The 23,936-nt window shown below is 60.0% G+C and carries 18 protein-coding genes, 2 tRNA genes and 1 pseudogene; 6 read left to right on the forward strand and 15 right to left on the reverse strand.

Annotated elements, in window-relative coordinates:
- Positions 1-562: 562 nt before the first annotated feature.
- Positions 563-638, reverse strand: a tRNA-Thr gene (locus tag KL786_RS11650).
- Positions 639-979: 341 nt separating this feature from the next.
- On the opposite strand from KL786_RS11650, the gene bcsQ reads away from it, so the two are divergent.
- A complete protein-coding gene (bcsQ, locus tag KL786_RS11655) occupies positions 980-1,819 on the forward strand; it encodes a cellulose biosynthesis protein BcsQ (protein ID WP_215517683.1) in 840 nt (279 codons plus the stop codon).
- Between the two features lie 230 nt (positions 1,820-2,049).
- Here the strand turns inward: bcsQ and KL786_RS11660 are convergent, their stop codons facing one another.
- The 5 genes from KL786_RS11660 to KL786_RS11680 all read right to left on the reverse strand — a co-directional run bounded on the left by KL786_RS11660 (position 2,050) and on the right by KL786_RS11680 (position 6,290).
- Positions 2,050-3,273 (reverse strand): methyltransferase, encoded by a 1,224-nt coding sequence (locus KL786_RS11660; protein ID WP_215517684.1) that lies wholly within the window; start codon positions 3,271-3,273, stop codon positions 2,050-2,052.
- Entirely contained in the window at positions 3,254-3,943 is a 690-nt protein-coding gene (locus tag KL786_RS11665) for an ABC transporter permease (RefSeq protein WP_032862362.1), read from the reverse strand. Before KL786_RS11665 ends, KL786_RS11660 begins: the two co-directional genes overlap by 20 nt.
- A gap of 38 nt (positions 3,944-3,981) precedes the next feature.
- Positions 3,982-4,677, reverse strand: a complete 696-nt coding sequence (locus tag KL786_RS11670; RefSeq protein WP_215517685.1) for an ABC transporter permease — start codon at positions 4,675-4,677, stop codon at positions 3,982-3,984.
- A gap of 73 nt (positions 4,678-4,750) precedes the next feature.
- Positions 4,751-5,503: an ABC transporter substrate-binding protein gene (locus KL786_RS11675; RefSeq protein WP_032862321.1), complete on the reverse strand. Its 753-nt coding sequence runs from the start codon at positions 5,501-5,503 to the stop codon at positions 4,751-4,753.
- A gap of 13 nt (positions 5,504-5,516) precedes the next feature.
- Complete coding sequence (locus KL786_RS11680) at positions 5,517-6,290, reverse strand: ABC transporter ATP-binding protein (RefSeq protein ID WP_032862319.1); 774 nt, start codon at positions 6,288-6,290, stop codon at positions 5,517-5,519.
- Positions 6,291-6,842: 552 nt separating this feature from the next.
- On the opposite strand from KL786_RS11680, the gene gabP reads away from it, so the two are divergent.
- A complete protein-coding gene (gene gabP / locus KL786_RS11685) occupies positions 6,843-8,222 on the forward strand; it encodes a GABA permease (RefSeq protein WP_215517686.1) in 1,380 nt (459 codons plus the stop codon).
- Between the two features lie 146 nt (positions 8,223-8,368).
- Here gabP and KL786_RS11690 read toward each other — a convergent pair whose 3' ends face one another.
- Positions 8,369-8,782, reverse strand: a complete 414-nt coding sequence (locus tag KL786_RS11690) for a hypothetical protein (RefSeq protein ID WP_215517687.1) — start codon at positions 8,780-8,782, stop codon at positions 8,369-8,371.
- Positions 8,783-8,852: 70 nt separating this feature from the next.
- A complete protein-coding gene (locus tag KL786_RS11695) occupies positions 8,853-9,761 on the reverse strand; it encodes an alpha/beta hydrolase family protein (protein WP_215517688.1) in 909 nt (302 codons plus the stop codon).
- 206 nt (positions 9,762-9,967) lie between these two features.
- Here KL786_RS11695 and KL786_RS11700 point away from each other — a divergent pair, with 206 nt between their 5' ends.
- Positions 9,968-11,608 carry an ArnT family glycosyltransferase gene (locus KL786_RS11700; protein ID WP_215517689.1) on the forward strand — a complete coding sequence of 547 codons (1,641 nt, stop codon included), beginning with the start codon at positions 9,968-9,970 and terminating at the stop codon, positions 11,606-11,608.
- Positions 11,609-11,633: 25 nt separating this feature from the next.
- Here the strand turns inward: KL786_RS11700 and KL786_RS11705 are convergent, their stop codons facing one another.
- The 3 genes from KL786_RS11705 to KL786_RS11715 form a co-directional block, all read right to left on the reverse strand.
- Positions 11,634-13,709 (reverse strand): TonB-dependent siderophore receptor, encoded by a 2,076-nt coding sequence (locus KL786_RS11705; RefSeq protein WP_215517690.1) that lies wholly within the window; start codon positions 13,707-13,709, stop codon positions 11,634-11,636.
- 240 nt (positions 13,710-13,949) lie between these two features.
- A complete protein-coding gene (locus KL786_RS11710) occupies positions 13,950-14,621 on the reverse strand; it encodes a YajG family lipoprotein (RefSeq protein ID WP_215517691.1) in 672 nt (223 codons plus the stop codon).
- Positions 14,622-14,904: 283 nt separating this feature from the next.
- Positions 14,905-15,843: a LysR family transcriptional regulator gene (locus tag KL786_RS11715; RefSeq protein ID WP_215517692.1), complete on the reverse strand. Its 939-nt coding sequence runs from the start codon at positions 15,841-15,843 to the stop codon at positions 14,905-14,907.
- A 167-nt stretch (positions 15,844-16,010) separates the two neighbouring features.
- Between KL786_RS11715 and KL786_RS11720 the strand changes: the two genes are divergently transcribed.
- Both KL786_RS11720 and KL786_RS11725 read left to right on the forward strand, forming a co-directional pair.
- Positions 16,011-16,856: an SDR family NAD(P)-dependent oxidoreductase gene (locus tag KL786_RS11720; protein ID WP_215517693.1), complete on the forward strand. Its 846-nt coding sequence runs from the start codon at positions 16,011-16,013 to the stop codon at positions 16,854-16,856.
- A 2-nt stretch (positions 16,857-16,858) separates the two neighbouring features.
- Complete coding sequence (locus KL786_RS11725; protein ID WP_215517694.1) at positions 16,859-17,743, forward strand: SMP-30/gluconolactonase/LRE family protein; 885 nt, start codon at positions 16,859-16,861, stop codon at positions 17,741-17,743.
- A gap of 369 nt (positions 17,744-18,112) precedes the next feature.
- On the opposite strand, the gene KL786_RS11730 is transcribed toward KL786_RS11725, so the two are convergent.
- The 4 genes from KL786_RS11730 to KL786_RS11745 form a co-directional block, all read right to left on the reverse strand.
- A tRNA-Phe gene (locus tag KL786_RS11730) sits at positions 18,113-18,188 on the reverse strand.
- A gap of 103 nt (positions 18,189-18,291) precedes the next feature.
- Entirely contained in the window at positions 18,292-18,564 is a 273-nt protein-coding gene (locus KL786_RS11735) for an oxidative damage protection protein (protein ID WP_032862296.1), read from the reverse strand.
- On the reverse strand, positions 18,561-19,628 hold the full coding sequence (mutY, locus tag KL786_RS11740; protein WP_215517695.1) for an A/G-specific adenine glycosylase: 1,068 nt from the start codon (positions 19,626-19,628) through the stop codon (positions 18,561-18,563). Before mutY ends, KL786_RS11735 begins: the two co-directional genes overlap by 4 nt.
- Positions 19,625-21,844: an AsmA family protein gene (locus KL786_RS11745; protein ID WP_215517696.1), complete on the reverse strand. Its 2,220-nt coding sequence runs from the start codon at positions 21,842-21,844 to the stop codon at positions 19,625-19,627. Before KL786_RS11745 ends, mutY begins: the two co-directional genes overlap by 4 nt.
- A 296-nt stretch (positions 21,845-22,140) precedes the next feature.
- Between KL786_RS11745 and KL786_RS11750 the strand changes: the two are divergent.
- Positions 22,141-23,803: pseudogene (locus KL786_RS11750) on the forward strand (OFA family MFS transporter).
- Positions 23,804-23,936: the final 133 nt, after the last annotated feature.

The raw sequence follows: 23,936 nt of genomic DNA on the forward strand, positions 1-23,936 counted from the left end.
CCACCCAGCGCGGCCAAGGCAGCGGGCTGGAGGCAGGGTATGAGGCGAGGCAAAAACCTGCGATTCCCTGCATTGGAGGGGCTTTTACGGGGTATGGGGTGCATCCAGCTTCGAGGGGCTGGTCGGGGGCGATTTTCGGAAAGAGTAATTTCAGCAATCTGCGGGCAGACCGACCCTGGAGGCCGCGCCGTCCGTGGGTTCTGACATTACAAAGAGAGGTAACTTATGAGTAATCAAAAAAGTAATTTTTTATAAGGTGCTGATTTATAAGGCTTTTTTTTGGCCTCAATATCACCTTAAGAAAGAGTAACTAGATTACCTTTTAGTTACTTGAAAGTTACCTTTGCCCATTGCCGGAAAACCTTTGTAGATCAAGGCATTGCGCCCTTTTCTCAGCATGGGTTACAAAAATTACTATTTCTGCATACCCCCCAGTACCTCGGAGCGGATGCCAGCTACATGATGCGCGCCTGCGTGTGCGCGCTATCAAGTCTTGTTACGTGCGTTGTTACGCATCGCGGATAAAGCAAAGGCCTGCATCGCTGCAAGCCTTTGATTTGATTGGTGCCGGCACCAGGAGTCGAACCCGGGACCTACTGATTACAAGTCAGTTGCTCTACCAACTGAGCTATACCGGCGTGTTAGGGCGACGATTATAGCGATTGGAAAGGTTCTGTAAACCCCTGAATTCTGACTATTTTTCAGATCGTGGTTTTTCCGCTGCCGGCTGCGCTTTCCAGCGGATTCGTGGGGGTGAGATCCTGCTGTAGCAGCGGACAAATAATCGCCATTAATTTGACTATTTGCCGCTCGTCGAAATGGATCCAATAGAAAACACCAAAATAATGACACTCCCAAGCTCCTGTCCCACACTGCCTAAACAACAAGTGCACCTAAAAGGTGCCGTGAAAAGGGAGGATGGTCTGTGAGCCAGGACGACAAACGTTTTGCAACGAATACTGCCCGTCATGATCAGCAGATGACGTCGACGCTGCAGTTCTTCGAAGATACCCCCATAGCAGATGCGCCCTGCGCCGCTGAACAACCCCAGCCAACTGCTCTGCCAGCCTGCCGCGCACGGGTTGTGGTGTTGGCGTCGGTCAATGGCGGGGTGGGGCGCAGCACTCTGGCGACGGCGTTGGGCAGTGGCTTGCAACGATTGGGGCGTGCGGTGACGGTCCTGGAGCTGGACCCGCAAAACGCCCTGTACCTGCATTTTGGCCTGCCCCAGGACACCCCGGGCATTGGCCGCGCCAGTCTGTGCAATCAACCGTGGGATCACCTCGCCCAGCCCGGTTTCGCCGGCTGTCGGGTGGTGGTTTTTGGCGAGACCGACCTGCAACAGCAGGAGGACTTGCAGCGCTGGCTCAAGCAGGACCCGGATTGGCTGGCGCAACACCTGTCGCGCCTGGGCTTGAGTGAGCAGGATATGGTCATCATCGACACCCCCGCCGGCAATAACGTTTACCTGCACCAGGCGCTGCATGTCGCCAATAGCGTGGTGGTGGTTGCCCTGGCGGATGCGGCGTCGCTGGGTGTGCTGGAGCAAATGCAGCGCTTGCTGGCGCCGTACCTTGCGCGGCCGTCGGCCCCGCGTTGCCACGTGTTCGTCAACCAACTGGATGAAGGCAGCGCCTTCAGCCTGGATATGGTGGAGGTCTTCAAGCAGCGCCTTGGGGAAAACGGTCTGGAAGTGATCCATCGCGACCCGCTGATCAGTGAGGCACTGGCCTTTGGCGAGGACCCGCTGGACAGCGAGGCGGCGAGCATGGCCTGTGACGATATCCATGGGCTGTGCCAGCGATTGGATGGCGCTTGAACCGCGTCTTATACGGTTAACCGCAGATGCTTATGCACAATCTGTTGGTTGGACGGGTGTTGAAACAGTCATTTTGTGGAGCTGTTCTCATTACGCTGCAACTGCCTGTTTTGCGTGCGTTTTATTTTGTGAACAAAAAATGACCAGTCAGCATTTTTGCCTGTAGCGCCCGCTTCTACGGCGTCCTACAGAATTTCATCAACAGAGTTATCCACAGGGCGTGTTGCCCTCTAATCGCGCTCGGCGAGCACCATCAGGTTGCGTGGTGTCAGTGCGGTTTCGCAGAAGTGGCCGACTTGAGCCTTGTAGCCGTTTTCCTGAAGAAACAATGCCCGATCCAGAACCAGCCACAATTCCAATGGGCGACGAAACAGGCCACGCACCAGTTCCAGGTTTCGTACGTGGGCGAGGCGTTGCCAGCCGTGCTGTTCCAGCGCGACCCAGTCCTGTTCACCTGTGGATAACTCTTTGAGCGCCGCCAGGTGCTGGCAGTAATCGGCGAAGGGTCGATTCAGCCATTCGCTGGGCAACGAAGGCGTGGGCAGGTACTCGTCGCTCCCGCGCAGTTGCCGCTGTAACAGGTCGAAGCCCAGGCGCCGGGCCATGGAGGTGTCGCGTTGCAGGCGCACTCGCAAGCCTGCGGTGACGGTTTCGCTCAGGGGCAGGCCAAGGTCATCCCGCGACAAACGTAGCGCCGAAGCGCGGGCCGGGGCCGACAGGGCCTGGTAGTGCTCGCTGGCGATGCGGTTGTAACAGCAGGGCGCCACGGCCAGGTGCTGGCAGCCGGCGGCGCTGGCCAGTTGCAGCAGGCGCACGTGCAGGTCGCCACAGGCATGCAGGGCAACCGGGGTGTGCTCGTGGGTGAGTTGCTGCACGGCGCTCTCGGCCATCACGTCTTGCTGATGGTGGCGGGCGGGCATTTGATGATGGTCGCTGAGCGCCTGGCCTGCGGTGATCAGCACCGGATCGAACTCCAGGCAAGTCAGGTCTTGCCCCGGTTGCAACAGCCGACGACCAAGATGGCCTTTGCCGGCGCACCAGTCGAGCCAGTGGGTGGGGCGCTCGGCAAAGTGCAGAGCCGCGCCAAACGCCTCGATCTGCTGCCATTTGCGCCCGGGTACATCCACATTCAGGCGCGACGGCGGCGCATGTAGCGCCCCCGACGGTAACTTATCCACAGCACTCAGGCGCGTCGCCACCTCCGCCCATTGGCGAAACGGCGCTGGAGCCTGTAGTTCGGTGGGCAGGTTGTGGCTGCTTTCGGCCTCTGCCAGCGAGCGCTGGCGCAGCCATTGGGCAAGCATTGGATGCTGGGTTTCCCAAGGCAATTGCAGGTGGGTGAAGGGCCGTGGTCGCCACAGCCCTTGATGCTCGGTAAGGAATGCATCCAGCGCAAGGAAGCGGGCCAGCAGCCGCTCGCCCGTCAACTTTGTATCAGCGTCCCTGGCAGGCATCGACCCGCAACCAGCGTTCCAGCAGCTTGAAGCCGCGCACCAGTACATAGGCCATCAGCAGGTAGAACATCCCGGCGGCAAAGAAGATCTCCACCGGCAGGTAGGTACGGGCAATGATGGTGCGGGCCATGCCGGTCAGTTCGAGCAAGGTCACGGTACTGGCCAGGGCGCTGGCCTTGAGCATCAGGATCACTTCGTTGCTGTAGGCCGGCAGGCCGATGCGCGCGGCACGCGGCAGGATGATGTAGAACAGCGCCTTGGGCTTGGACATGCCCAGCGCCCGCGCCGCTTCGATTTCACCGGGCGGGATGGCCTGGATCGCGCCGCGCAGGATCTCGGCGATGTAGGCGGCGGTGTGCAGGGTCATGGTGGCGGTGGCGCACCAGAACGGGTCCCGCAGGTACGGCCACAGGGCGCTTTCGCGCACGGCGTCGAACTGCGCCAGGCCGTAGTAGACCAAGAACAACTGCACCAGCAGCGGTGTGCCGCGGAAGAAGAAAATGTAGCAGTAGGGCAGGGTACGTACGTACCACAGGCGCGAGGAACGGGCGATCCCCAGGGGAATCGCCAGCAGCAGCCCGGCGATCACTGCGATGGCTACCAGTTCCAGGGTCAGGGTCGCGCCCTGGGCCAGTCTCGGCAGCCACTTGATGATCACGGCCCAGTTCAGGCCCAGGTCGAAATGTGACAGCCAGCTGTAGTCGCCGTTCATTGTGTGCTCCTCGCAAAGCCGCGAGCGGCACGTTTTTCCAGGAAGTACATGCCGACCATGGCCAGGACGGTGAGGCCCAGGTACATAAAGGCCGCGACCATGAAGAAGGTGAACGGCTGCTTGGTGACGGTCACGCCGATCTGCGCGTGGCGCATGATTTCTTCCAGGCCGATCACCGAGACCAGCGCGGTGTCCTTCATCAGAATCATGAACAGGTTGCCCAAGCCCGGCAGGGCGATGCGCCACATCTGCGGCATGATCAACCGGGTGAAGATGCGCAGCTTCGACAGGCCCAGGGCAACGCCGGCTTCACGGTGGCCCTTGGGGATCGCCAGGATCGCGCCACGGAACACCTCGGTGGCGTAGGCGCCAAAGCACAGGCCCAGGGCGATCACCCCAGCGGCGAAGGCGCTGAGCGACAGGTCGGGGTTACCGAAAAACTCCCCCAGGGCCCGCATCATATTGACCGTGCCGAAGTAGATCAGCAGCACCCACAGCAGTTCGGGAATGCCCCGGACAATCGTCGAGTAAGCGCCGCCAAGCCATTGCAGGAACTTGTACGGGGAAGTCTTGGCCAGGGCGCCGGCGAGGCCGAGCACCAGCCCCAGGCATAACGCCGTGAGTGCCAGTTTGACGGTCATCAGCGCGCCGGCAGCGAGTGCGGGGCCGAATCCGTAGAGATCGAAATTCATGGTTTAGTCATATCGCGCAAGGCTTGCTAAAAGCCGGCACGCTCGGGTGAGCGCGCCGGGCAGGCCAATCAGATCATTCGATGCTGAAAGGGAAGTACTTGTCGTTGATTTTCTTGTAGGTGCCGTCGGCCTTGATTTCCGCCAGTGCCTTGTTCAGGCGCTCGCGCAGCGGGTCGCCCTTGCGCACGGCGATGCCGATCTTGTCGCTTTCTACAACTGGATCGCCTTTGAACTCATAGGCCGAACCGTCTTTGCTCTTGAGCCACTCGTATTGCACGTACTTGTCAGCGAGCATCCCGTCCAGGCGGCCGGAAGTCAGGTCGAGGTAGGCGTTTTCCTGGGTGTCGTAGAGTTTGGCGGTGGTGTCTGGCAGTTTGTCTTCCAGGTAGGTACCGGCCAATGTCGCGCGCTGTGCACCGATGATCTTGCCTTTGAGGTAACCAGCGTCGGTCTTGAAGTCCTTGATGGATTTTGCCGCGATGAATTGCAGCTTGTTGGAGTAGTACGGGTCGGTGAAGTCAACGGCTTGCTTGCGCTCGTCGGTGATCGACAGCGACGACACCAGGAAGTCGAACTTCTTGGCGTTCAGGGCCGGGATGATGCCGTCCCAGTCCGATACATACACTTCACACTTCTCGACTTTCATCTTGGCGCACAGGGCGTCGCCGATGTCTTTGTCGAAGCCGACAACGTTGCCGCTGGCGTCTTTATTGTTGAAGGGCGGGTAGGCCGCTTCGATCCCCATTTTCAACGTCTCGGCCATGGCCGTGGCGCTGAATGCCATGGAAACGGCGGCGGCCAGGAGGAATTTTTTATAGTTCTGCATGCATGTTGCTCCGTTAGCGGTTGCTGGACATGAATTGTTTGCAGCGCGCCGAAAGCGGGTTCTCAAACACCTGCTGTGGCGATCCTTGCTCTTCGACCAGCCCCTGGTGGAGGAACACCACTTCGCTGGACACTTGGCGGGCAAAGCCCATTTCGTGGGTGACCAGCAGCATGGTGCGGCCTTCTTCGGCCAGCGCGCGGATCACATTAAGTACTTCCTGAACCATTTCCGGGTCAAGTGCCGAAGTGGGCTCATCGAACAGAATGACTTTAGGTTGCATCGCCAGGGTACGGGCAATCGCGGCGCGTTGTTGCTGGCCGCCGGACAATTGCGCCGGGTAGGCGTGGCGCTTGTCGCTGATGCCGACCTTGGCCAGCAGCGCCTCGGCCACTTCGATGGCTTCTGCCTTGCTTTGGCCGAGCACGCGGCGTGGGGCCTCGATGATGTTGTCGAGGATGCTCATATGTGGCCAGAGGTTGAAGTTCTGGAAGACAAAACCGATTTCGCTGCGCAGGCGATTGATCTGCTTGCCGTCGGCGGCCATCAGTTCGCCGTTTTTCGCGGCCTTGAGCTTGAGCTCTTCGCCGGCCACCAGGATCTGGCCCTGGTGCGGGTTTTCCAAGAGGTTGATGCAGCGCAGGAACGTGGACTTGCCGGAACCGGAGGAGCCCAGGATCGAGATCACATCGCCGTCGCGAGCGGTCAGCGAGATGCCTTTAAGCACCTCCAGCTCACCATAGCGTTTATGCAAGTTGCGGATTTCAAGCGCGGGCGCGGCCAAAGCCATGAGCGGTCCTCATTGTGTTCATTGCGTTCCTGCTGTTGGGTCGCCTTCCTGGCGTGGCGCCAAGCTAGCATAGCGTCCGGATGACAGCCAACAGCGCTACGGGCGTTAAACAGACGGTGTGTGACAGGTTGTCGCATCGGCACAGCAGCGTGTCGCGCCATCAACAACCGAACAGCCGTTTTAACCGATAAACCCGTGGCAGTCGCGTAAAAAAGGGCGCGATGGTGCCAGCTTTGGCCGGGTGTTGGAAGGGTTAAACGGGTAAACGGTGCCTATCAGCCCTTTAATTGGGCGTCACTTACTTTTTGTGTGTGTTTTTGGTGCGCTGATTCGTTCTTGAAGTGAGTCGGCGGGTAACGCTGTGGCGGATTGCCAGCAATCTCAATGACTTGCGATCAGTTAGGAATTTCCCTACAGCCCGCATCAACCTTGAGTTTGTTACATTTTGGCGCAAATCTTGCGTAAGAAATAAAGAACGCCCCGTTTGTTTATTTTCACGAAACACGGCAGGCCGGGCGGACCGTATTCGCAATTCCTCGCAAAGGTGTGTCAATGAGTCGTACGCAAAGCTCCAATGACCTCGAACAGGGGCTCAAACCGCGACATGTCACCATGTTGTCGATTGCCGGCGTGATCGACGCCGGTCTGTTTGTCGGCTCCGGCCACGCGATTGCGGCAGCCGGGCCCGCCGTGCTGCTGGCCTATGCGGCGGCTGGTACGCTGGTGGTGCTGGTGATGCGCATGCTGGCCGAAATGGCCGTCGCGTCTCCCGACACCGGTTCTTTTTCCACCTACGCCGACCGGGCGATCGGGCATTGGGCCGGCTTCACCATCGGCTGGCTGTACTGGTGGTTCTGGGTGCTGGTGATTCCCCTGGAAGCCAACGCCGCCGCGACCATCCTGCATGCCTGGTTCCCCGACGTGGCGATCTGGGCTTTTACCCTGGTCATTACCTTGCTGCTGACCGCTACCAACCTGTTCAGCGTGAAGAACTACGGCGAGTTCGAGTTCTGGTTTGCGCTGATTAAAGTGGTGGCGATCATCGGCTTTGTGATTCTTGGCGTGCTGGCAATCTTCGGCTTCTTGCCGGGCAGCCAGGTCAGCGGCGTCTCGCACCTGTTCGACACCCAGGGCTTTTTGCCCAACGGCATGGGCGCGGTGTTGGCGGCAATCCTGACCACCATGTTCTCGTTCATGGGGACCGAGATCGTGACCATTGCGGCCGCAGAATCGAAAAACCCGGGCCAGCAGATCACCAAGGCCACCAACTCGGTGATCTGGCGGATCGGCTTGTTCTACCTGGTGTCGATCTTCATCGTCGTGGCCTTGGTGCCATGGAACGATCCTACGCTCGCGGCCGTCGGTTCCTATCAGACCGTGCTGGAGCGCATGGGTATCCCGAATGCCAAGCTGATCGTCGACCTGGTGGTCTTGGTCGCTGTGACCAGTTGCCTGAACTCGGCGCTGTACACCGCGTCGCGCATGCTGTTCTCCCTGGGGCGTCGTGGTGATGCTCCGGCGGTGGCCAAGCGCACCAACAAGAGCGGCACGCCTTACTGGGCGGTGATGTTGTCCACAGGCGCGGCATTCCTCGCGGTGTTTGCCAACTACGTGGCACCGGCAGCGGTGTTTGAGTTCTTGCTGGCCAGCTCCGGCGCCATCGCGTTGCTGGTGTACTTGGTGATTGCCGTGTCGCAACTGCGCATGCGTCAGAAACGTACGGCAGCGGGCGAGAAAATTGCCTTCAAGATGTGGCTGTTCCCGGGCCTGACCTACGCGGTGATCGTGTTTATCGTCGGTGCGTTGACCATCATGCTGTTCCAGGAAGCGCACCGGGTGGAGATCATCGCGACCGGTGTCTTGAGTTTGCTGGTGGTGGTGGCGGGGTTGCTGGTGGCGAGCCGGCGCCTCGGGGCTGCGGTGCTTAACTGATCAGTTGAAGCCTTGCTGCTAACGCCACGAAACACTGTAGGAGCGAGCTTGCTCGCGAAAAACGTCAACGATAACGCGTGCAGCCTGAATAAACGCGTTGTTCTTGAGTTCTTCGCGAGCAAGCTCGCTCCTACATGGGTTTTGTATCAATCTTGCGAATTGGTCAGCGCTTGCGACGCCGCCACGTAGTCGGCCTGGAACGCTGGCGATTCAATCCACGCCAACGCTGCTGCTTCATCATCGCTATGGGTGGACCACTGCCGATACTCGATCAGCGCCGCCAGGATAAAGTCAGTGGCGTTTTCTTCGCCTTCTTGCTCCAGCACCAGCGCCAGCAACGGGTGCGCCAGGAAGGCCGCACACAGCGCCTGCTGGCTGGTCTCGCCGGCCTCGCGCATCTCCACGAACAGTTCGGTCAAGTCCACCGATTCAAGGTCAATACGCTCGTCGTCGTCGGCAAACGCATCCTGCTTGGGTGCATTGGCGCGCTGGGTGCGGTTCTGCTTGGCCTTGGCTTTTGCCCGTTGGGCACGTTTTTGCTGCTTGTCTGGCGAAGCCATGGGCTCACGTCCTTGGTTCAGGATCTGGGTGGCGTATTGAAGCGCAGGTCTGGCGAAATCCCAAGGGTTTCTACAGCCGCGCACCCGGTGTGTCGGCCGCGAGCTGGCCGTGCTGCAGCCAGGACAGTGCAATCGGCCATAAGCGATCCTGATATTCACTGCGGAAAAATGCGAAATGCCCGACGGCTTCTTCGCCAATATCCGTCGGCGCAATCCGCAAGTGCAGGCGCTCGCTGGCGTGGAAGTAGCCCAGCAGACGCTCAATGGCTGGCACCGTGCCAAACGGGTCGTCGGTAATGCTGATCGCCAGGATCTGTGCCTTCACCCGGGCAAAGGGCAGTTCGCCCAAGGCGCGCCCGCTGGGCCGTGTCTGGTAGGTGGGCGTGGAGCTGCTCCAGTCACGCACCACCCCGGCTGGCGTGTCTTCCAGCCAACCCAGGCGCTTGCCTGGGAAATACCCGCAGACGGCAGTTACCAGCGGCATCACCAAGTGCCACTTGGCCAACATCCGCCAGCGGCCATTCGCCTGGTAGTCACGCCAGTACGCAAACTGCGCGCCCACCGTGACCAGCCGCCTGATGGCTGCACCCGATGCGCCAAGCCCGGCCGCGCAACCGCCAAAGCTGTGGCCGACCACATCAATGGGCTGCCCGACAAACTCCCGCTGCGCGCGCTGCATGATCGCCTCGAAATCCAGCCGGCCCCAGTCTGACCACGAGGCCTTGAACCCGCGCAATGAGCCGCTGCGTGATTCGCCGATGCCGCGATAGTCGTAGGTGATCACGTCCAGGCCGTTGGCAAACAGGTAGTCGGCGAAGCGCGAATAGTGACGACAGCGCACGGACGTGGCGGCGTTGATGATCACCACCGGGCGCTTGATATCGGTGCGTATATGCCGCCAGGTAAAGCCTCCGATGGGGTAGTTGTCGGCGGCGGGCTCGCGGAATGCCTCGGGGTGAAGGCGGGTGGGCAGGTTCATGACTGGCCTCGGTCCATGCGCTTTCGATGGGGTTTGGTGACCCGTGCGCAGTTTTTATTGGAAGTTGACGCTAACAAAATCGACGGGCAAAGGCTCGTGATCTTTAAATGCAACCGGGTGCGGGGAATGTTGCATTTGGTTCAGGCGTGATTCAGGCGTGCTGTCGGCAATATACGCCAGCATTCCCCGGCCTGGCAGGTTGAACCATGGAACACCGCACGCGTTTTCGTCTGGAGGCCCTGGGTGTTTTCCTGGTGGCCCTACTGCTGTTTACAGCAGGTATTTGGGACCAGCAACCGCAAGGGTTTGACGGGCGTTGGGCGGTGTTCCTGCAGGAAATGTTTCGCCACGGCGCCAGCCTCTTCCCCACCACCTACGGTGAGCCTTACCCGGATTACCCAGGCACCGCGACCTATTTCAGCCTGCTCTTCGCTCGGCTGTTCGGCGCGCCTAACGACCTGGCTAACGTCATGCCCACCGCCCTGGCTTCGGCTGGGGTGATGGCGCTGGTCTACCGTTTGCTGGTGCCTTGCGGGCGAGCATGGGCGTTGCTGACAGTGTTACTGACGGCATTGACTGCCCAGTTGCTGGAGAAATCGCGCTCGGTCTGCCTGGATCAAATGGTCTCTTTGCTGTGCCTGGGCTGTTTCTACCTGCTGCATACCGGTGAGCGCCTGGGGTCGCGGCTGCGCCAATACGCAATCTTTCCCCTGTTCGTGGCGGCGTTTGCCATTCGTGGCCCTTTGGGGCTGATCGAGGTCTGTGGGGTTGCTTGTGTGTACTGGGCGCTGGGGCCTGCACGCTCGCGAAAAGAGAAGATTGGCCTGCTGAAAAAGGTGATTGCCCACGGGGTGATCGGACTGATCCTGCTGGCTGCCTGTTGGTGGGTGCTCTTGAAGCTGGCGCGGATCAGCGGGGGCGATGGGTTTGCCGATGAGGTGCAGAAGATGCAGGTGGCCGGTCGTCTTGATGAAAGTGGCGAGCCGTTTTACTTCTACTTCAAGCTGAGCCTGTATCGCTATTTCCCGGTGATACCGTTGGCGCTGGCGACGTTGATTGCCCTGCGTCATTCATGGTCGGCGCGTCATGATGAGGCGGATGTGCGGTTGATGCTGCGCCTGGGCGGTTGTGGCTTGATGATCCTGTTGGGGCTGTCGGTGCCGAACTTCAAGCGCGCGTACTACATCGTGCCCATGGTCCCGATGTTTGCCGCTGTGGCGGCCTATGGGCTGCTTCAGGCCCGAGGCTGGTTGCTTGGCGTGCGGCGGGGTTATGAGTGGCTGGTGGCGATCCTGCCGCTGCTGGGAGTTGTCGTGGTATTGGTCTGCCGGCAACTGTGGAACAAACACGGCTACTGGCCCGATGTCTCGGTGCCGGGATTGATTGCCCTGCTGATCGCCCTGCAACTGGCGGCGGTCGTTGCCTGGCGTCGTCTGCGTGGTTGTGTCGCGCAGCGATTGGTGGTGCTCAGCCTGATCGCGCTGGCCACCCAATGGCTGGTGCTGGTGAGGGTCGTGGAGCCGGCCAAGGACCTGCAATTTGACACGAAAAACTTCGTGGGCGCCGTGGAAACCCTGCGGGCCGAGAACCCCGGGCCGTTGGTGTTTCTCAACCTCGGCAAGGACACCTGGGCCATTCGCTACATCATGAACCTGGACCACGACGAACAGCCGCTGTTTATCGGGCGCGACGACCTTGCGCAACTGAACGCGCTGCCGCGCTCGTCCTGGGTCATCGTCGCGCGCAAGGAAACCCAACTGCTACACGGCACGCCGCTGGAGCACCTGGCTCCAGCGTTCAATGGGCGGCTCAATGACAACCCGCTGCTGGTGTTCCGTGTGCCGTGACCCGTTGTTCTGGCTTACCGCGTAATCAAAAGTTGTAGGCCAACGTACCAACGATCGTACGACGGTTGCCGATGAAGCAATCGCCTCGCGCCAGGCATGTCGTGTAGTAGGTCTTGTCTTCAAGGTTGGTTGCGTTGAGGGTCATGTTCCAGTTCTGGTAGCGGTACCCCAGCATCGCATCCAGCAAGGTTGAAGACGGCGTCTTCACGCGGTCAGCGCCATCCCAACTGGTCCCCACATAGCGAACACCCGCACCGACACTAAACCCGGGAATGTCACCGATGCTGAATCGATGCTGGCTCCATACCGAGGCCATGTTTTCGGGGACACTGGCCAGGCGTTTGCCTTGTTCTGCCGGGGAGCCGCTGAGGACGGTGGTGTCGGTGTAGCTGTAGGTGCCAATCAGGTCCCAGTCGGGTGTGACGGCTACCAGTGCTTCAAGCTCCAGGCCACGGGCGCGGGTTTCACCACTTTGCAGGGTGTTCATCGGATCCACGGGGTCGGGCATGCGGCGGTTCTGCTCGCGGATGTCGTACACCGCTGCCGTGTAGAGGCTGCTGCTGCCAACCGGCTGATATTTCACTCCCAGTTCCCACTGTTTGCCCTTGAGCGGTACGTAGGGTTCAAGCGTGCGCTGGTTGAGGCCGATTTGCGGCTGGAATGATTCGCTGTAGCTCAAGTAGGGCGCAATGCCGTTGTCGAACAGGTAGGTCAGGCCCGCGCGGCCGGTCACCTTGTCGTCCTTTTGCCGGGTTTTGCCTTGGGTCTGGCTGGCGGCCCAATCCTTGCGCAGGCCCAGGGTCAGCAACCACTGTTCGTATTTGATCTGGTCCTGGGCATAGAGCCCTTGTTGCATGACCCGTTGTTCCGGGTCTGCGGTGAGGCGAATGATGGATGGATCAAAGGTGCCATACACCGGGTCGTACACGTTCAGTGGGGTTGCCGCGCCGCTGGCGCCGTCCCGGTTGGTGACCGCATGCTGGTAGTCGCCCCCCAGCAGCAGGGTGTGTTGCAGTGGGCCGGTGTCAAACCGGGCCTCGACGTTCTGGTCGGCGACCCAGACTTTGACCTCTGGCTTGGACACGTAATAGACGCGGTCGAGGGTCTGGTTATCGGGTTTAAAGAGTGGTTTTGCTGCAAATTTTGCGTAGATCGACTGGTAGCTGACTTTGCTCTTCTGCCAGCGCAGGTTTTGGCGCAGGGTCCACGTGTCGTTCAGGTGCCACGAGAATTGCGAGGTCAGGGCTGTCTGGTCACTGTCGTACTCGTCAAACCCCGGCTCGCTGGCGAAGCGGTTGCTGTGGAACCGACCGTACGGCGCGTTCCAGAGGGTGCCCTTGTGTGGGAAAAACTGTGTGGTGGAGCCGCTGTCATCGCGCTGGATGTTAGCCATCACGGTCCAGTCGATATCCTCGTTGGGGCGCCAGGTCAGCGATGGCATCAGGACCTGACGGTTATCTTTGACGTGGTCAACCTGAGTGTCGCTGTCGCGTTGAATAGCCACCAGCCGATACAGCAAGGTACCTTCTGAGTTGAGGGCGCCCGTGGTGTCCACCGCGACTTGCTTGCGGTTGTAATTGCCGTATTGCAGTTGCAACTCGGTGTGTTGCTCGGCTTTGGGGCGTTTGCTGACCTGGTTGATCAGGCCGCCCACCGGGCTCTGCCCATACAGCATCGACGCGGGGCCCTTGAGGACTTCAAGGCGTTCGAGGGTGAAGGGGTCGGTGCGGATGTTGGTGTAACTGCCGAAGCTCTGCTGTAAACCATCAAGGAACAGGGCAGGCGCGCTGCCTCGCACTTTCGACCAGTCTCCCCGGCTATCGAGCCCAAAGGGCTCGGCCCGCACCCCGGAAACATAACGCAGCGCGTCCTGCACGGTCAGTGCGCCCTGGTCGCGCATGCGGTCGGCGCTGATCACGGAAATCGACTGGGGGATTTCGGTGATCGGGGTGTCGGTCTTGGCGCCTGTTGTACTGCGCTTGGCGACATAGCCTTGGACCGGGCCGTTTGCCGTTTCTTCGGAAGCCGTCGCCGTAATACTTTGGCTGGGCAGTTCGAGTTGACCTTTCTCCTCGGCCGCGACGGCGACGGGGACAAGCATCGAAACGAATCCGAAGGGGGCAAGGCTGAGTGCCTTCAACCATGAACCTGGCTCGCGTGCAAAGGGCATCGCAACTCCTTGATTATTTTTAGTGGTGCGGGAGGGAGGACATTTTGCGCGCAGCTTAAATGATAATAATTGCTATTAGCAATATTGGTGTGCAGTCGATCCTGGCCTGGGGCCGCAACGGTTGACTGCGAAGTGACCTTCACCCTGAGCTGCCTGTAGCTCATCGACGAACTATTTGCAGCGGTACCCTTCAGGCATCGTAACGGTGTAATTGCGTTGCACACGGTCCTGGAAGTTCAGGTTCTGCAAGCCTTGCTGCACCACAAAGGCCTCGACCTTGGCGGCCTGGCAGTCGTCGTTGTAGGACGTCACGCGCAGCAGGTACACCGCACGCTTGCTCGCTTCATCCCGCGCCGTGGCGGTGAAGGTGGTGAGGGTGGTGTAGCCGGTTCGTTCCGAACTGCCTACCGGGCCATAGGTGGTGTTCGGCGTGCTGGTGCAGACCATTCGGTCGTCTTTTTTCTTGCTGTTCTTGCACACGGTGGACGTGCTGGTCGGCACTTGCCCGTAGTCGGTGGCGACATAGCGGTAAGTCTTCTCGCGGCTGCCAATGTCCAGGGTGACGGTCATTTTGATCGGCGCGTGATTCTTGGGTTTGTTGGTGTCGGTAAACACCTCGCGAAAACCCTGGTCCTTCAACGCGCTGACCATGTCGCGCAGGTAGTAGCGGGCATTGAGTGCGTTTTCGTCGCTGCCGTTTGCCGATGTCACCAGCACGGGGGCTTGCCGGTCAAAGTGATAGTCCGGGTCCGGGGTTGCGTTGATCGCGACGTCCATCGTCGTGGCGCATCCACTGAGCAGCGCTGTCAGCATTAACAGCGTGCAGAACAAGTACCGGGTCATGAAATAACTACCTTGCTGGAGATTGGGTAAAGGCTAGACGGTTGAGCTGCGCGATAAATAACCCTCAGGTGTTTACCGGGCCTGGCGCAGCATGCATGAAAGTATCCAGTTTTGGCTGCGGCGGCGTAAAGCCTGCGGGTATTAAATCGCAGGTAAAAAAACGCACTAGCTGTTAGGCGGTGTTTCGCGACCCGATGAGTCATTTCAACTCTCAACTCAAGCGCAAGAATCTGGAAACGGCCCAGTCCCTTGCGGCGTGGCTGAAGGATTACAAGCTGGCGCTTTAACTGGGCTGGGTGGCCAGTGTCTTTTCAACCTGGGGGGCGGCGCCGAAATCGAGCATGGATATGAAACTGTCCATCAAGGGTGATTCGTTGTGGGTGTTCCACGTCATGTAAAGGCCGATTGCCGGGTTGGGGGACGCGGTGACTGGGTAGATCCGGCGAAACAACACTTTGTCGCGCATGATCGAGTTGGCAATCGACTCGGGCACCAGGGCCACGCCGAAGCCACAGGCCACGAGGCCGATCAAGGTATGGATCTGCGCGGCCTCCTGGACCACCTTGGGATAAAAGCCGGCGGCTTCACACAAGGCAATGAGCTGGCTGTGATAGCCGGTGCCCAGGGCTTGCGGAGTGAACACGAAGTCTTCCCCGGCGAAATCCCTCAGGTCGATCTGGCCATCTCGCGCCTTGGGATGATGAGTGGGCATTGCCATCACGATCTCTTCATCCAGCAGCAGGCGCGACTCGACGTTTTCCGCCGAGATTGGCAACTTGCGCATGAACGCGATATCCGCTTCCCCCGAAAGGATTGCCTTGGCCTGGCTGGAGGACGGCATCTCCTTGATGATCAGTTGGACCTTGGGAAAGGTTTCTCGGAACTGGCGCAGGGTACTGAGCAGTGGCTCGTAGTAGGCGATCGATACGGCGGTCACGGTCAGTTTGCCCGCGATGCCTTCGGACACCTGGCGCGCGTGTTCGATACCCAGCTCCAGCTCCTTGAGGGTGCTGTAGGCCGCATTCAGGAAAGCACCACCGGCTGGGGTCAGTTTTACCCCGCGTTTGTTGCGGGTGAACAGGCTAAACCCCAGTTTGTCTTCCAGGCGATTGATGGCCTGGCTCAAGGGCGGCTGGGCCATGTGCAGGCGAATAGCGGCCTTGTGAAAATGCAGCTCTTCAGCCACGGCGATGAATTGGCGCAGCAGGCGGGTTTCGATCATTTCTTCTGTTCCTTCATTTGAATTGATCAGGGGGGGCAAGTGAATATCCTTTAATAGTTCACAAGCGTTAACTTGATATATGGCAAGTATCAATTTGCGCCGTCGTTAGTATTAAACAACCCGGATATTCATTGTTAAGGTGAGGTGGCAATCAAGAGGAAGAACTAATGAACTTTACAGGTAAAACAGCGATTGTAACGGGCGCAGGTCGAGGGTTGGGTTTCATTTATGCCCAAGCGTTGGCGAAACTGGGCGCCAATGTGGTGATCAGTGATGTTGGCTCGGATAACCTGGGTGCGGGGACCGATGCCTCCATTGTCATGGACACCGCGCGAACGCTTCAGTCCAAGGGGTTTAGCGTGGTCGGCCATCATGGCGACCTTTCCACGGAACAGGGTTGCCAGCAGTTGGTAGAGACGGCCATCAAGGCATTTGGGCAACTCGATATCCTGATTCACAACGCCGGTTGGGTGGGTTATCAATCTATTGAAGAGGCGGATGCAACTTTCATCGGGCGAGCGGTGGATATCAATATCTATACGCCTGTGTGGTTATGCAAGCATGCCTGGAAATACCTCAAGGAATCTGCTGCTGCGCGGGTGGTGCTGACTTCATCGGACCGGGCGATGTACCAGCAATATGCACAAGCCGGCCTGACGGCGTATGCCGCAGGCAAGATGGCGCAACTGGGTATTATGAATGCGCTGAGTATGGAAGGTGCGGAGGCGGGCATCCTGGTCAATGCGGTGTCGCCGGTGGCCAAGACCCGTATGTGGGGCGTGAAGGGCGAGCCGGAAAACCTCAAGCCCGAATGGGTAGCCCCTGGCGTGATCTTCTTGGCGTCGCAGCAATGCCAGGACACCGGCTATATCCTGCGCGCCAGCAATGGCCAATTCACGGCCACACGGTTTGCCGAGAACCCGGGTGTCGACTATCCCGTCGATCTCGCCCGGATCAGCGCAGCCAGCGCCGAGCAAGTTGCTCAACAGTGGGACCACATCAAGGAGTGCTGAAAATGTCTGCTCAGGAAGAGCTACGTCTTTTTGCATCGTGCCAGGCCGACCTGGGCGAAAGCCCGGTCTGGGACGAAGCCCAAAACAGTTTGTTATTCGTGGATATCAGTGGCGGGCAGATCAATGCCCTGGATCAACAGGCCAACCTCACGCGACTGTATGAGTCACCTTCGCGGATCGGTGCGTTGGCGTTGACCCAGAAGGGCAATCTGATTTTTGCCCAGAATGCCGGGGTTGCTATCCTCGACCGCACCAGCCTGCGGGTTATCCATAACTCCAAACTGGCCATCACCCTCTCGTCCTATCGTTTCAACGATGGTGCTTGCGACCCCCAAGGGCGTTTTGTCACCGGCTTGATGGATGAAGGGCACAGTCAAAGCACCGGCAAGCTCTATCGCTACGATGCCGGCTTGAATGCCTCGGTGATGCTGGATCACATCAGTCTGCCCAACGGCCTGGCCTGGTCGATCGACGGCACCGAGCTTTTTTTTGTCGACTCAGTGGCCTGTACCATTTACCGCGCCCGTTACCCGGCCAGCGGCAGTTACCTGGAACAAGTGGCAGTGTTTGCCCAGACGCCTGCCGAACTGGGCCGCCCAGACGGCCTTGCGCTGGACACGGAAGGCGGCCTTTGGGTCTGCCAGTTCAACGGCGGCTGCCTGCTCAGGTACGACCGTAACGGCGTCTTGACCCAGACCTTGCCAGTGCCAGTACCGCGCCCCACAAGTTGCTGCTTTGGCGGGCCGGACATGCGCACTTTGTTCATTACCACCGCCAAGTTCGGCATGTCGGCCGCCGAGCAGGCGGACTTCCCGGAAGCGGGAAATATTTACAGTATCCGGTTGCCTGTCCCCGGTGTTCCTCGCCACCGTTTCAAAGAGCTGTGAGCCCAGTGGCATCAAGGGCGTGGCAGGCCTGTAGGAATCAGTGAGTAATCGGTCAGTGTCATGACCTTCTCTTGAATCTCCCCCACCATCGCGCCGTGCTCTGCGGCGCTTTTTGCCTTGATGGCCGACCTTGGTGGTCTCGAAAATTTCGTAGATACGCAATTGATAGGCGGCGTCTTGTTTCTTGGCCGACACGTTTGTTTCCACCGTGCTGGCGTGGTGTGAGTAGGCTTCTGGGCCGAACTGGATCTACTCACCTATGTTCGGGCTTACAAGGAAACGGTTGGGAGCCGTAGAAAGCAAAAAACCCGCACTAGGCGGGTTTCTTGTGTGTTTCAGATGACGTTTGCACCACCTGAAACTAATTAGTGGTGCCCAGAGACGGAATCGAACCGCCGACACGGGGATTTTCAATCCCCTGCTCTACCGACTGAGCTATCTGGGCAACGGGGCGCATTAAACGGGTTTTTCAGGGGGTCGTCAAGCAAGTTTTCAAAAAATATTTAATTATTACCGTCGCTTACGTGCCAACCCCGGTTTTTGATCAATTATTGAGCAGGCGGCACGTAGCCGTCAGCCTTGGCGTAATCCTCGCCGGAAAAGTACTTGTCCATCTCGCCTTGAAGATATTTGCGGTCTTCGGCGTTCATCATGTTCAGGCGTTTTTCGTTGATCAGCAGGGTCTGGTGTTTCTGCCAGTCGGCCCAGGCCTGGGCGGATACATGGTCGAAAATGTCCTGGCCCTTGGCACCCGGGAACGGGGCGCGCTCCAGGGCAGGCAGTTCTTTGTGGTATTTGCGGCACATGATGGTGCGGGTCATGACGAAACTCCTGCGTTCAATACATCGGCCGCGCGCTTCAGCAGTTTTTTTACCGGGGCGGCAAGGCCCAGGCGCGGCGGGGTGGCGAGGTTATACCAGAGCCAGTCGGCCTCGGCCACGTGATGGGCCGATTCCTCGACCCGGACCAGCCAGGGTTCGATAGCCAACTGGAAGTGGCTGAAGGTGTGGACCAGCCCAGGCAGCGCCTGCTGCTTGCCCAGCGCCAGTGAGTGCTGGTTGGCCAGGTGTTCCAGGTCGTCCAGGTCGTCCAGTTCCGGCAAGCTCCACAACCCGCCCCACAAGCCGGTGGAAGGGCGGCGGTAAAGCAGGATTGCGCCCTCATGGTTGGCCAGCAGTGGCATCAGCGTGCGTTTTTGCGGGATGGTCTTGCGTGGCTTGGGGATCGGGTAGCGGGTCTCCAGGCCCAGCATGTGCGCTTCGCAGCCCTTTTCCAGGGGGCACAGCAGGCAGCTGGGCTTGCTGCGGGTGCAGAGGGTGGCGCCCATGTCCATCATCGCCTGGGTGTAGGCGTTGACGCGATCGTGCGGGGTAAAGCGCTCTGCGGTGGCCCACAGCTGCTTGGCGACCTTGGGCTCGCCCGGATAGCCCTCCTGGGCGGTAAAGCGCGCCAGCACGCGCTTGACGTTGCCGTCGAGGATCGGCGCGCGCAGGCCCATGCTCAGGCTGGCAATGGCGCCAGCGGTGGACAGGCCGATACCGGGCAGTTCGGTGAGCTTCTCGACATCCCGGGGAAACTCGCCGCCGTGCTCGGCGACGACGATCTTCGCGGTCTTCTGCAGGTTGCGTGCGCGGGTGTAATAACCCAGCCCGGTCCACAGGTGCAGCACTTCATCTTCCGGTGCGGCCGCGAGGGCTTCGACCGTTGGCAGCGAGGCCATGAAACGGTCGAAGTAGTTGAGCACGGTGCTGACCTGGGTCTGTTGCAGCATGATTTCCGAGACCCACACCCGATAGGGGGTGATGCCCTGCTGCCAGGGCAGGTCATGGCGACCGTGCTGGTCGTACCAGTCCAGTACGGCCGCTGAAAATTGCTCGTTCCTCATCGGTTGAACAAACCTTTGAGGGCGTCTTTGAGCTTGGGGTTGACCTTGTCGAGCTTCTCTTCAATCTTCTCGCTGAGCTTGTTGCCCGCCATCTTGGCCGCAACCTGGCCCAGGCCGTCCTTGTCCAGGCGGCAGGCCTTGGCGCCCAGCTCCAGCGGGCCACGGCAGCGCAGCGGGACTTCGATGCCACGGAAGTTCGAGCCTACCTGGCAGGCCGGGTCCGGCATGTCACGCTTGTCGCCCTCGACGATGATGCCTACGCGGTAGTCCATGCCCAGCACGCGCAGGTCAATGTCGCCATTGCCGTTGACGGTCAGGCCGGGGATGCGCACTTTCAGGTCCGGGTTGCTGGCGACGCCGTTGCGCAGGGTCAGGTTGCCCTTGAGCTCCTGGAACGGTGTGTCCTTGCCACGTGGTTCGCTGGCCAGGGTCTTGCGATTGAGCAGGGCGATGCCGGTACACAGCTGTTGTTCAATGTTGGCGTTGAGCAGCACGCCATTGTTGATCACAAAGCTGGCGCTGCCGTTGAGGCTGTCGATCAGCGCCTTCTGGCTGTTGCCGCGCCCCGTCAGGTTGCTGTCGAGGGTAATCTGGCCCTTGACCGGCGGGGTTTTGCCCTGGGCTTGCAGGATACGTTCGACCGGCACTTGCTTGATTTTGGTCTGCAACGCCAGCACGGGCACATCTTCGCGGGCGTCGAGGTTGCCGTTGGCCTGGAACGTGCCGTTGTAGAGGCCACCGCTCAAGGTGTCGAGCTTGAGCTGACCACCCTGGCCAGAGGCTTTGAGGGTGGCGTTCTCGATGGGTAACTGGCCGAGGGTCAGTTGGCCGAAGGACAGGTCGGCAATCACATCCAGCGTGCGCAGGCGTGCCAGTGGCAGCAACTTGTCGGTGCTCCAGGCGCCTTTGGTCGGTGCGTCCGGCAGCGGTGTGGTACCACCGGCGGCCATGGCCCCGGCTTCGCTGCTCTGCACTTCGGCCTGGCGTGCGACGGCGGCGCTGTTGGCTGCCTCGGACTTGGCCGGCAGGTAGTTATCGGCGTTGAACGTGTCGGCCTTGAGCTGGACGCGCAGGGATTGCTTGGCAAAGTCTTCAACGGCCAGGCGCCCGGTGAAGGTACTGCCGTCGAGTTTCAGGTTCAGGTCTTCCAGCGCCATGCTCGAAGGCGTGCCTTGCAGGCGGCTGACCAGTTCGACCTTGCTCAGGCTGCCTGGGGCCATGGCCGGCAGTGGCTGGCCGACGCTGTCGAGGAACTTGGCCAGGTCAAACTGGGCAATCGACAGGGCACCGCTGACCTGCGGGGTTTTATCCAGGTCGTTGACCTTCAGTTCGCCCAGTGCCCGCAGTTGGTTGAGCGAGAGCTTGAGGCTGGTCCACTCGGCAATGTTCGCCGACAGGTCCACCAGCAACTGGCCCTGGGTGGCAAACGTCACGGTCTTGCCTTGCAGCGGCTCTCCCGTGGCTTCACCGGCGATTTTCATGTCTTCGAACTGATAGCGCTTGAGGGCACGGTCAAAACGCAGCTCGCCGTTGAGTTCGCTCTTGACCCGCATGACTGGCTGGTTGCTGCCAAAGAATGCGGTGAGCTTGACCGGAATGCTCGCGCCTTCATGCACGGCGCCGGTGCTCAGTTGGATGCTTTCGGCGCTGAACTGCTTGCCGGTCTGCTCGTCGTTGTACTCGATACGCGCGTTGTTGACCGTCAGGCTGTCGATATCCAGGCGGATCGGCTGGGCCGTTTTCTCCGGCGCTGGCGCCGTGGCTGGTGCTGGCGTCGCGGGCACCTCGGCGGTGCCTGTGGCCGCAACGGCCGGCGCCTTGCCGATATCTTCCCAGTTGCCATGGCCTTGCTTGTCACGGGTCAGGCGCAGGTTCAGGCCCTCGACGCGCACATCGCTCATCTGCACTTCGCGGCGCAGCAATGGCAGCACGCGTACCGACAGGCCAAGCATCTGCAGGTCGGCGAACGGTTGGGCAGGATTGCTCAGGGTGGCCACGCTGGCTTCATGCAGCTCCAGGCCCAGCCACGGGAACAGGCTCCAGCCGATATCGCCATTGAGCGTCAGCTCGATGTGGGCCTTGTCGCGGGCAATCTGGCGAATCTCGTCTTTGTAGTCGTTGGGATCGAAGAGGTGGGTCAGGGCAAAGCCCAGAGCCACAATGATCAGCAACAGCCCGAGAAGTACCAGACCCAGGATTTTGCCGAACGCTTTCATGGGCGAGTCCTTGTATGTCGATTTTAAAATTTAGCCGCTGAGTATAACGCCGCGAGGCCGGCGGCTGTTTACGCATCGTTACATCGTGTCAAACAAAACAGATGAGCCGAAAAAGGTAGTGTCAGTTTGGTTTTTCTGTCACCGGCAAATGCTAATCTCTGCGCGTTCGCCCGCCTTCTGCGACTAAACGTCGCGCTTACAGGGAGCTTTACTCAACAGAACGGCCACGCCTCGCGTGCAAAGGCCGAGGAGGAGAGCGCCTGGCGAACACAGACTAATAACTGGGGGAAACACCAATGAGCACTAGCACTGCGGCCGGATCTACCGCCGCGCAGCCTGCGTTCCTGTCCAAGGAGCGCATCATCGCCAAGCCCGGGTTCAACCGCTGGCTGGTTCCGCCGGCCGCCCTGGCCATCCACTTGTGCATCGGCATGGCCTACGGTTTCTCGGTGTTCTGGCTGCCGCTGTCCAAGGCGCTGGGCGTCACCGCGCCGGTCGCTTGCGCACCGGACATGAGCTTTATCGCGCAGATTTTCTCGTCGTCCTGCGACTGGCCGATCTCCATGCTGGGCTGGATCTACACCCTGTTCTTCATCTTCCTGGGCTGCTCGGCGGCAATCTGGGGCGGCTGGCTGGAGCATGCCGGGCCGCGCAAGGCGGGCGTTGTGTCGGCCTTGTGCTGGTGTGGTGGCCTGCTGATCTCGGCGCTGGGGATTTATACCCACCAGATCTGGCTGATGTGGCTCGGCTCAGGGGTGATTGGCGGTATCGGCCTGGGCCTGGGCTATATCTCGCCGGTCTCGACCCTGATCAAGTGGTTCCCGGACAAGCGCGGCATGGCCACGGGCATGGCGATCATGGGCTTTGGTGGTGGTGCGATGGTCGGTGCCCCCCCTTGCAGCGGCATTGATGGGGCATTTCGCTTCGCCGACTGGCGTGGGCGTATGGCAGAGCTTTTTGGTCATGGCTGCGATCTATTTCGTGTTCATGATCGGTGGCGCCTTGTCCTACCGCGTGCCGCCGACCGGCTGGAAGCCTGAGGGCTGGACCGCGCCGGCGAAAAAAGCCAGCAACGCGATGATCACCCACCGTCACGTCCACGTGAACGTGGCGTGGAAAACCCCGCAATTTCGCCTGGTGTGGCTGGTGTTGTGCCTGAACGTGTCGGCCGGTATCGGCATCCTCGGCATGGCGTCGCCGCTGTTGCAGGAAGTGTTTGGCGGCAAGTTGCTGGGTGTCGATGTGCCATTTGGCCAACTGGATGCTGGGCAACTGGCCTCTATCGCGGCCATCGCGGCGGGTTTCACTGGCCTGCTGAGCCTGTTCAACATTGGCGGACGGTTCTTCTGGGCGTCGTTTTCCGACTACCTGGGCCGTAAAAATACCTACTTCGTGTTCTTCGCCCTGGGCTTTGCCCTGTATGCGCTGATCCCGAACCTCGGCCACCTGGGCAACGTCTCGCTGTTCGTGGCGGCGTTCTGCATCATCCTGTCGATGTACGGCGGCGGTTTCGCGACCGTACCGGCCTACCTGGCGGACCTGTTCGGTACGCAAATGGTTGGCGCGATCCATGGTCGCCTGCTCACCGCCTGGGCTGCGGCTGGCGTGCTGGGCCCGGTGTTGGTGAACTACCTGCGTGAATATCAGTTGAGCATCGGCGTCGAACGCGCCGCAGCCTATGACATCACCTTGTACATCCTCGCCGGCCTGCTGGTGCTGGGCTTTATCTGCAACCTGCTGGTGCGCCCGGTGGCCGACAAGTACTTCATGACCGACGCTGAACTGGCGGCCGAACAGGCGCTGGGCCATGACAAGGGCGCTGATGCCAGCACTTCCCTGGAGTGGAAAGCCGCTTCCGGCACCGTGCCATTGGCCATTGCCGCGTGGCTGGTGGTGGGTATTCCGCTGGCGTGGGGCGTGTGGGTGACCTTGCAGAAGACGGCAGTGCTGTTCCACTAACACCGCTGTAGGCATGTGGGCCCGGTTCCTGTGGGAGCCGGGCTTGCCCGCGATAGAACCAGCTCGGTGTATCTGTAGTACTCAGGCGTCTGCATCGCAGGCAAGCCCGCTCCCACACTTGTACTGACATGTC

Origin of the sequence: Pseudomonas sp. TAE6080 (genome assembly GCF_018732265.1) — a bacterium.
Taxonomy (GTDB): Bacteria; Pseudomonadota; Gammaproteobacteria; order Pseudomonadales; family Pseudomonadaceae; genus Aquipseudomonas; species Aquipseudomonas brenneri.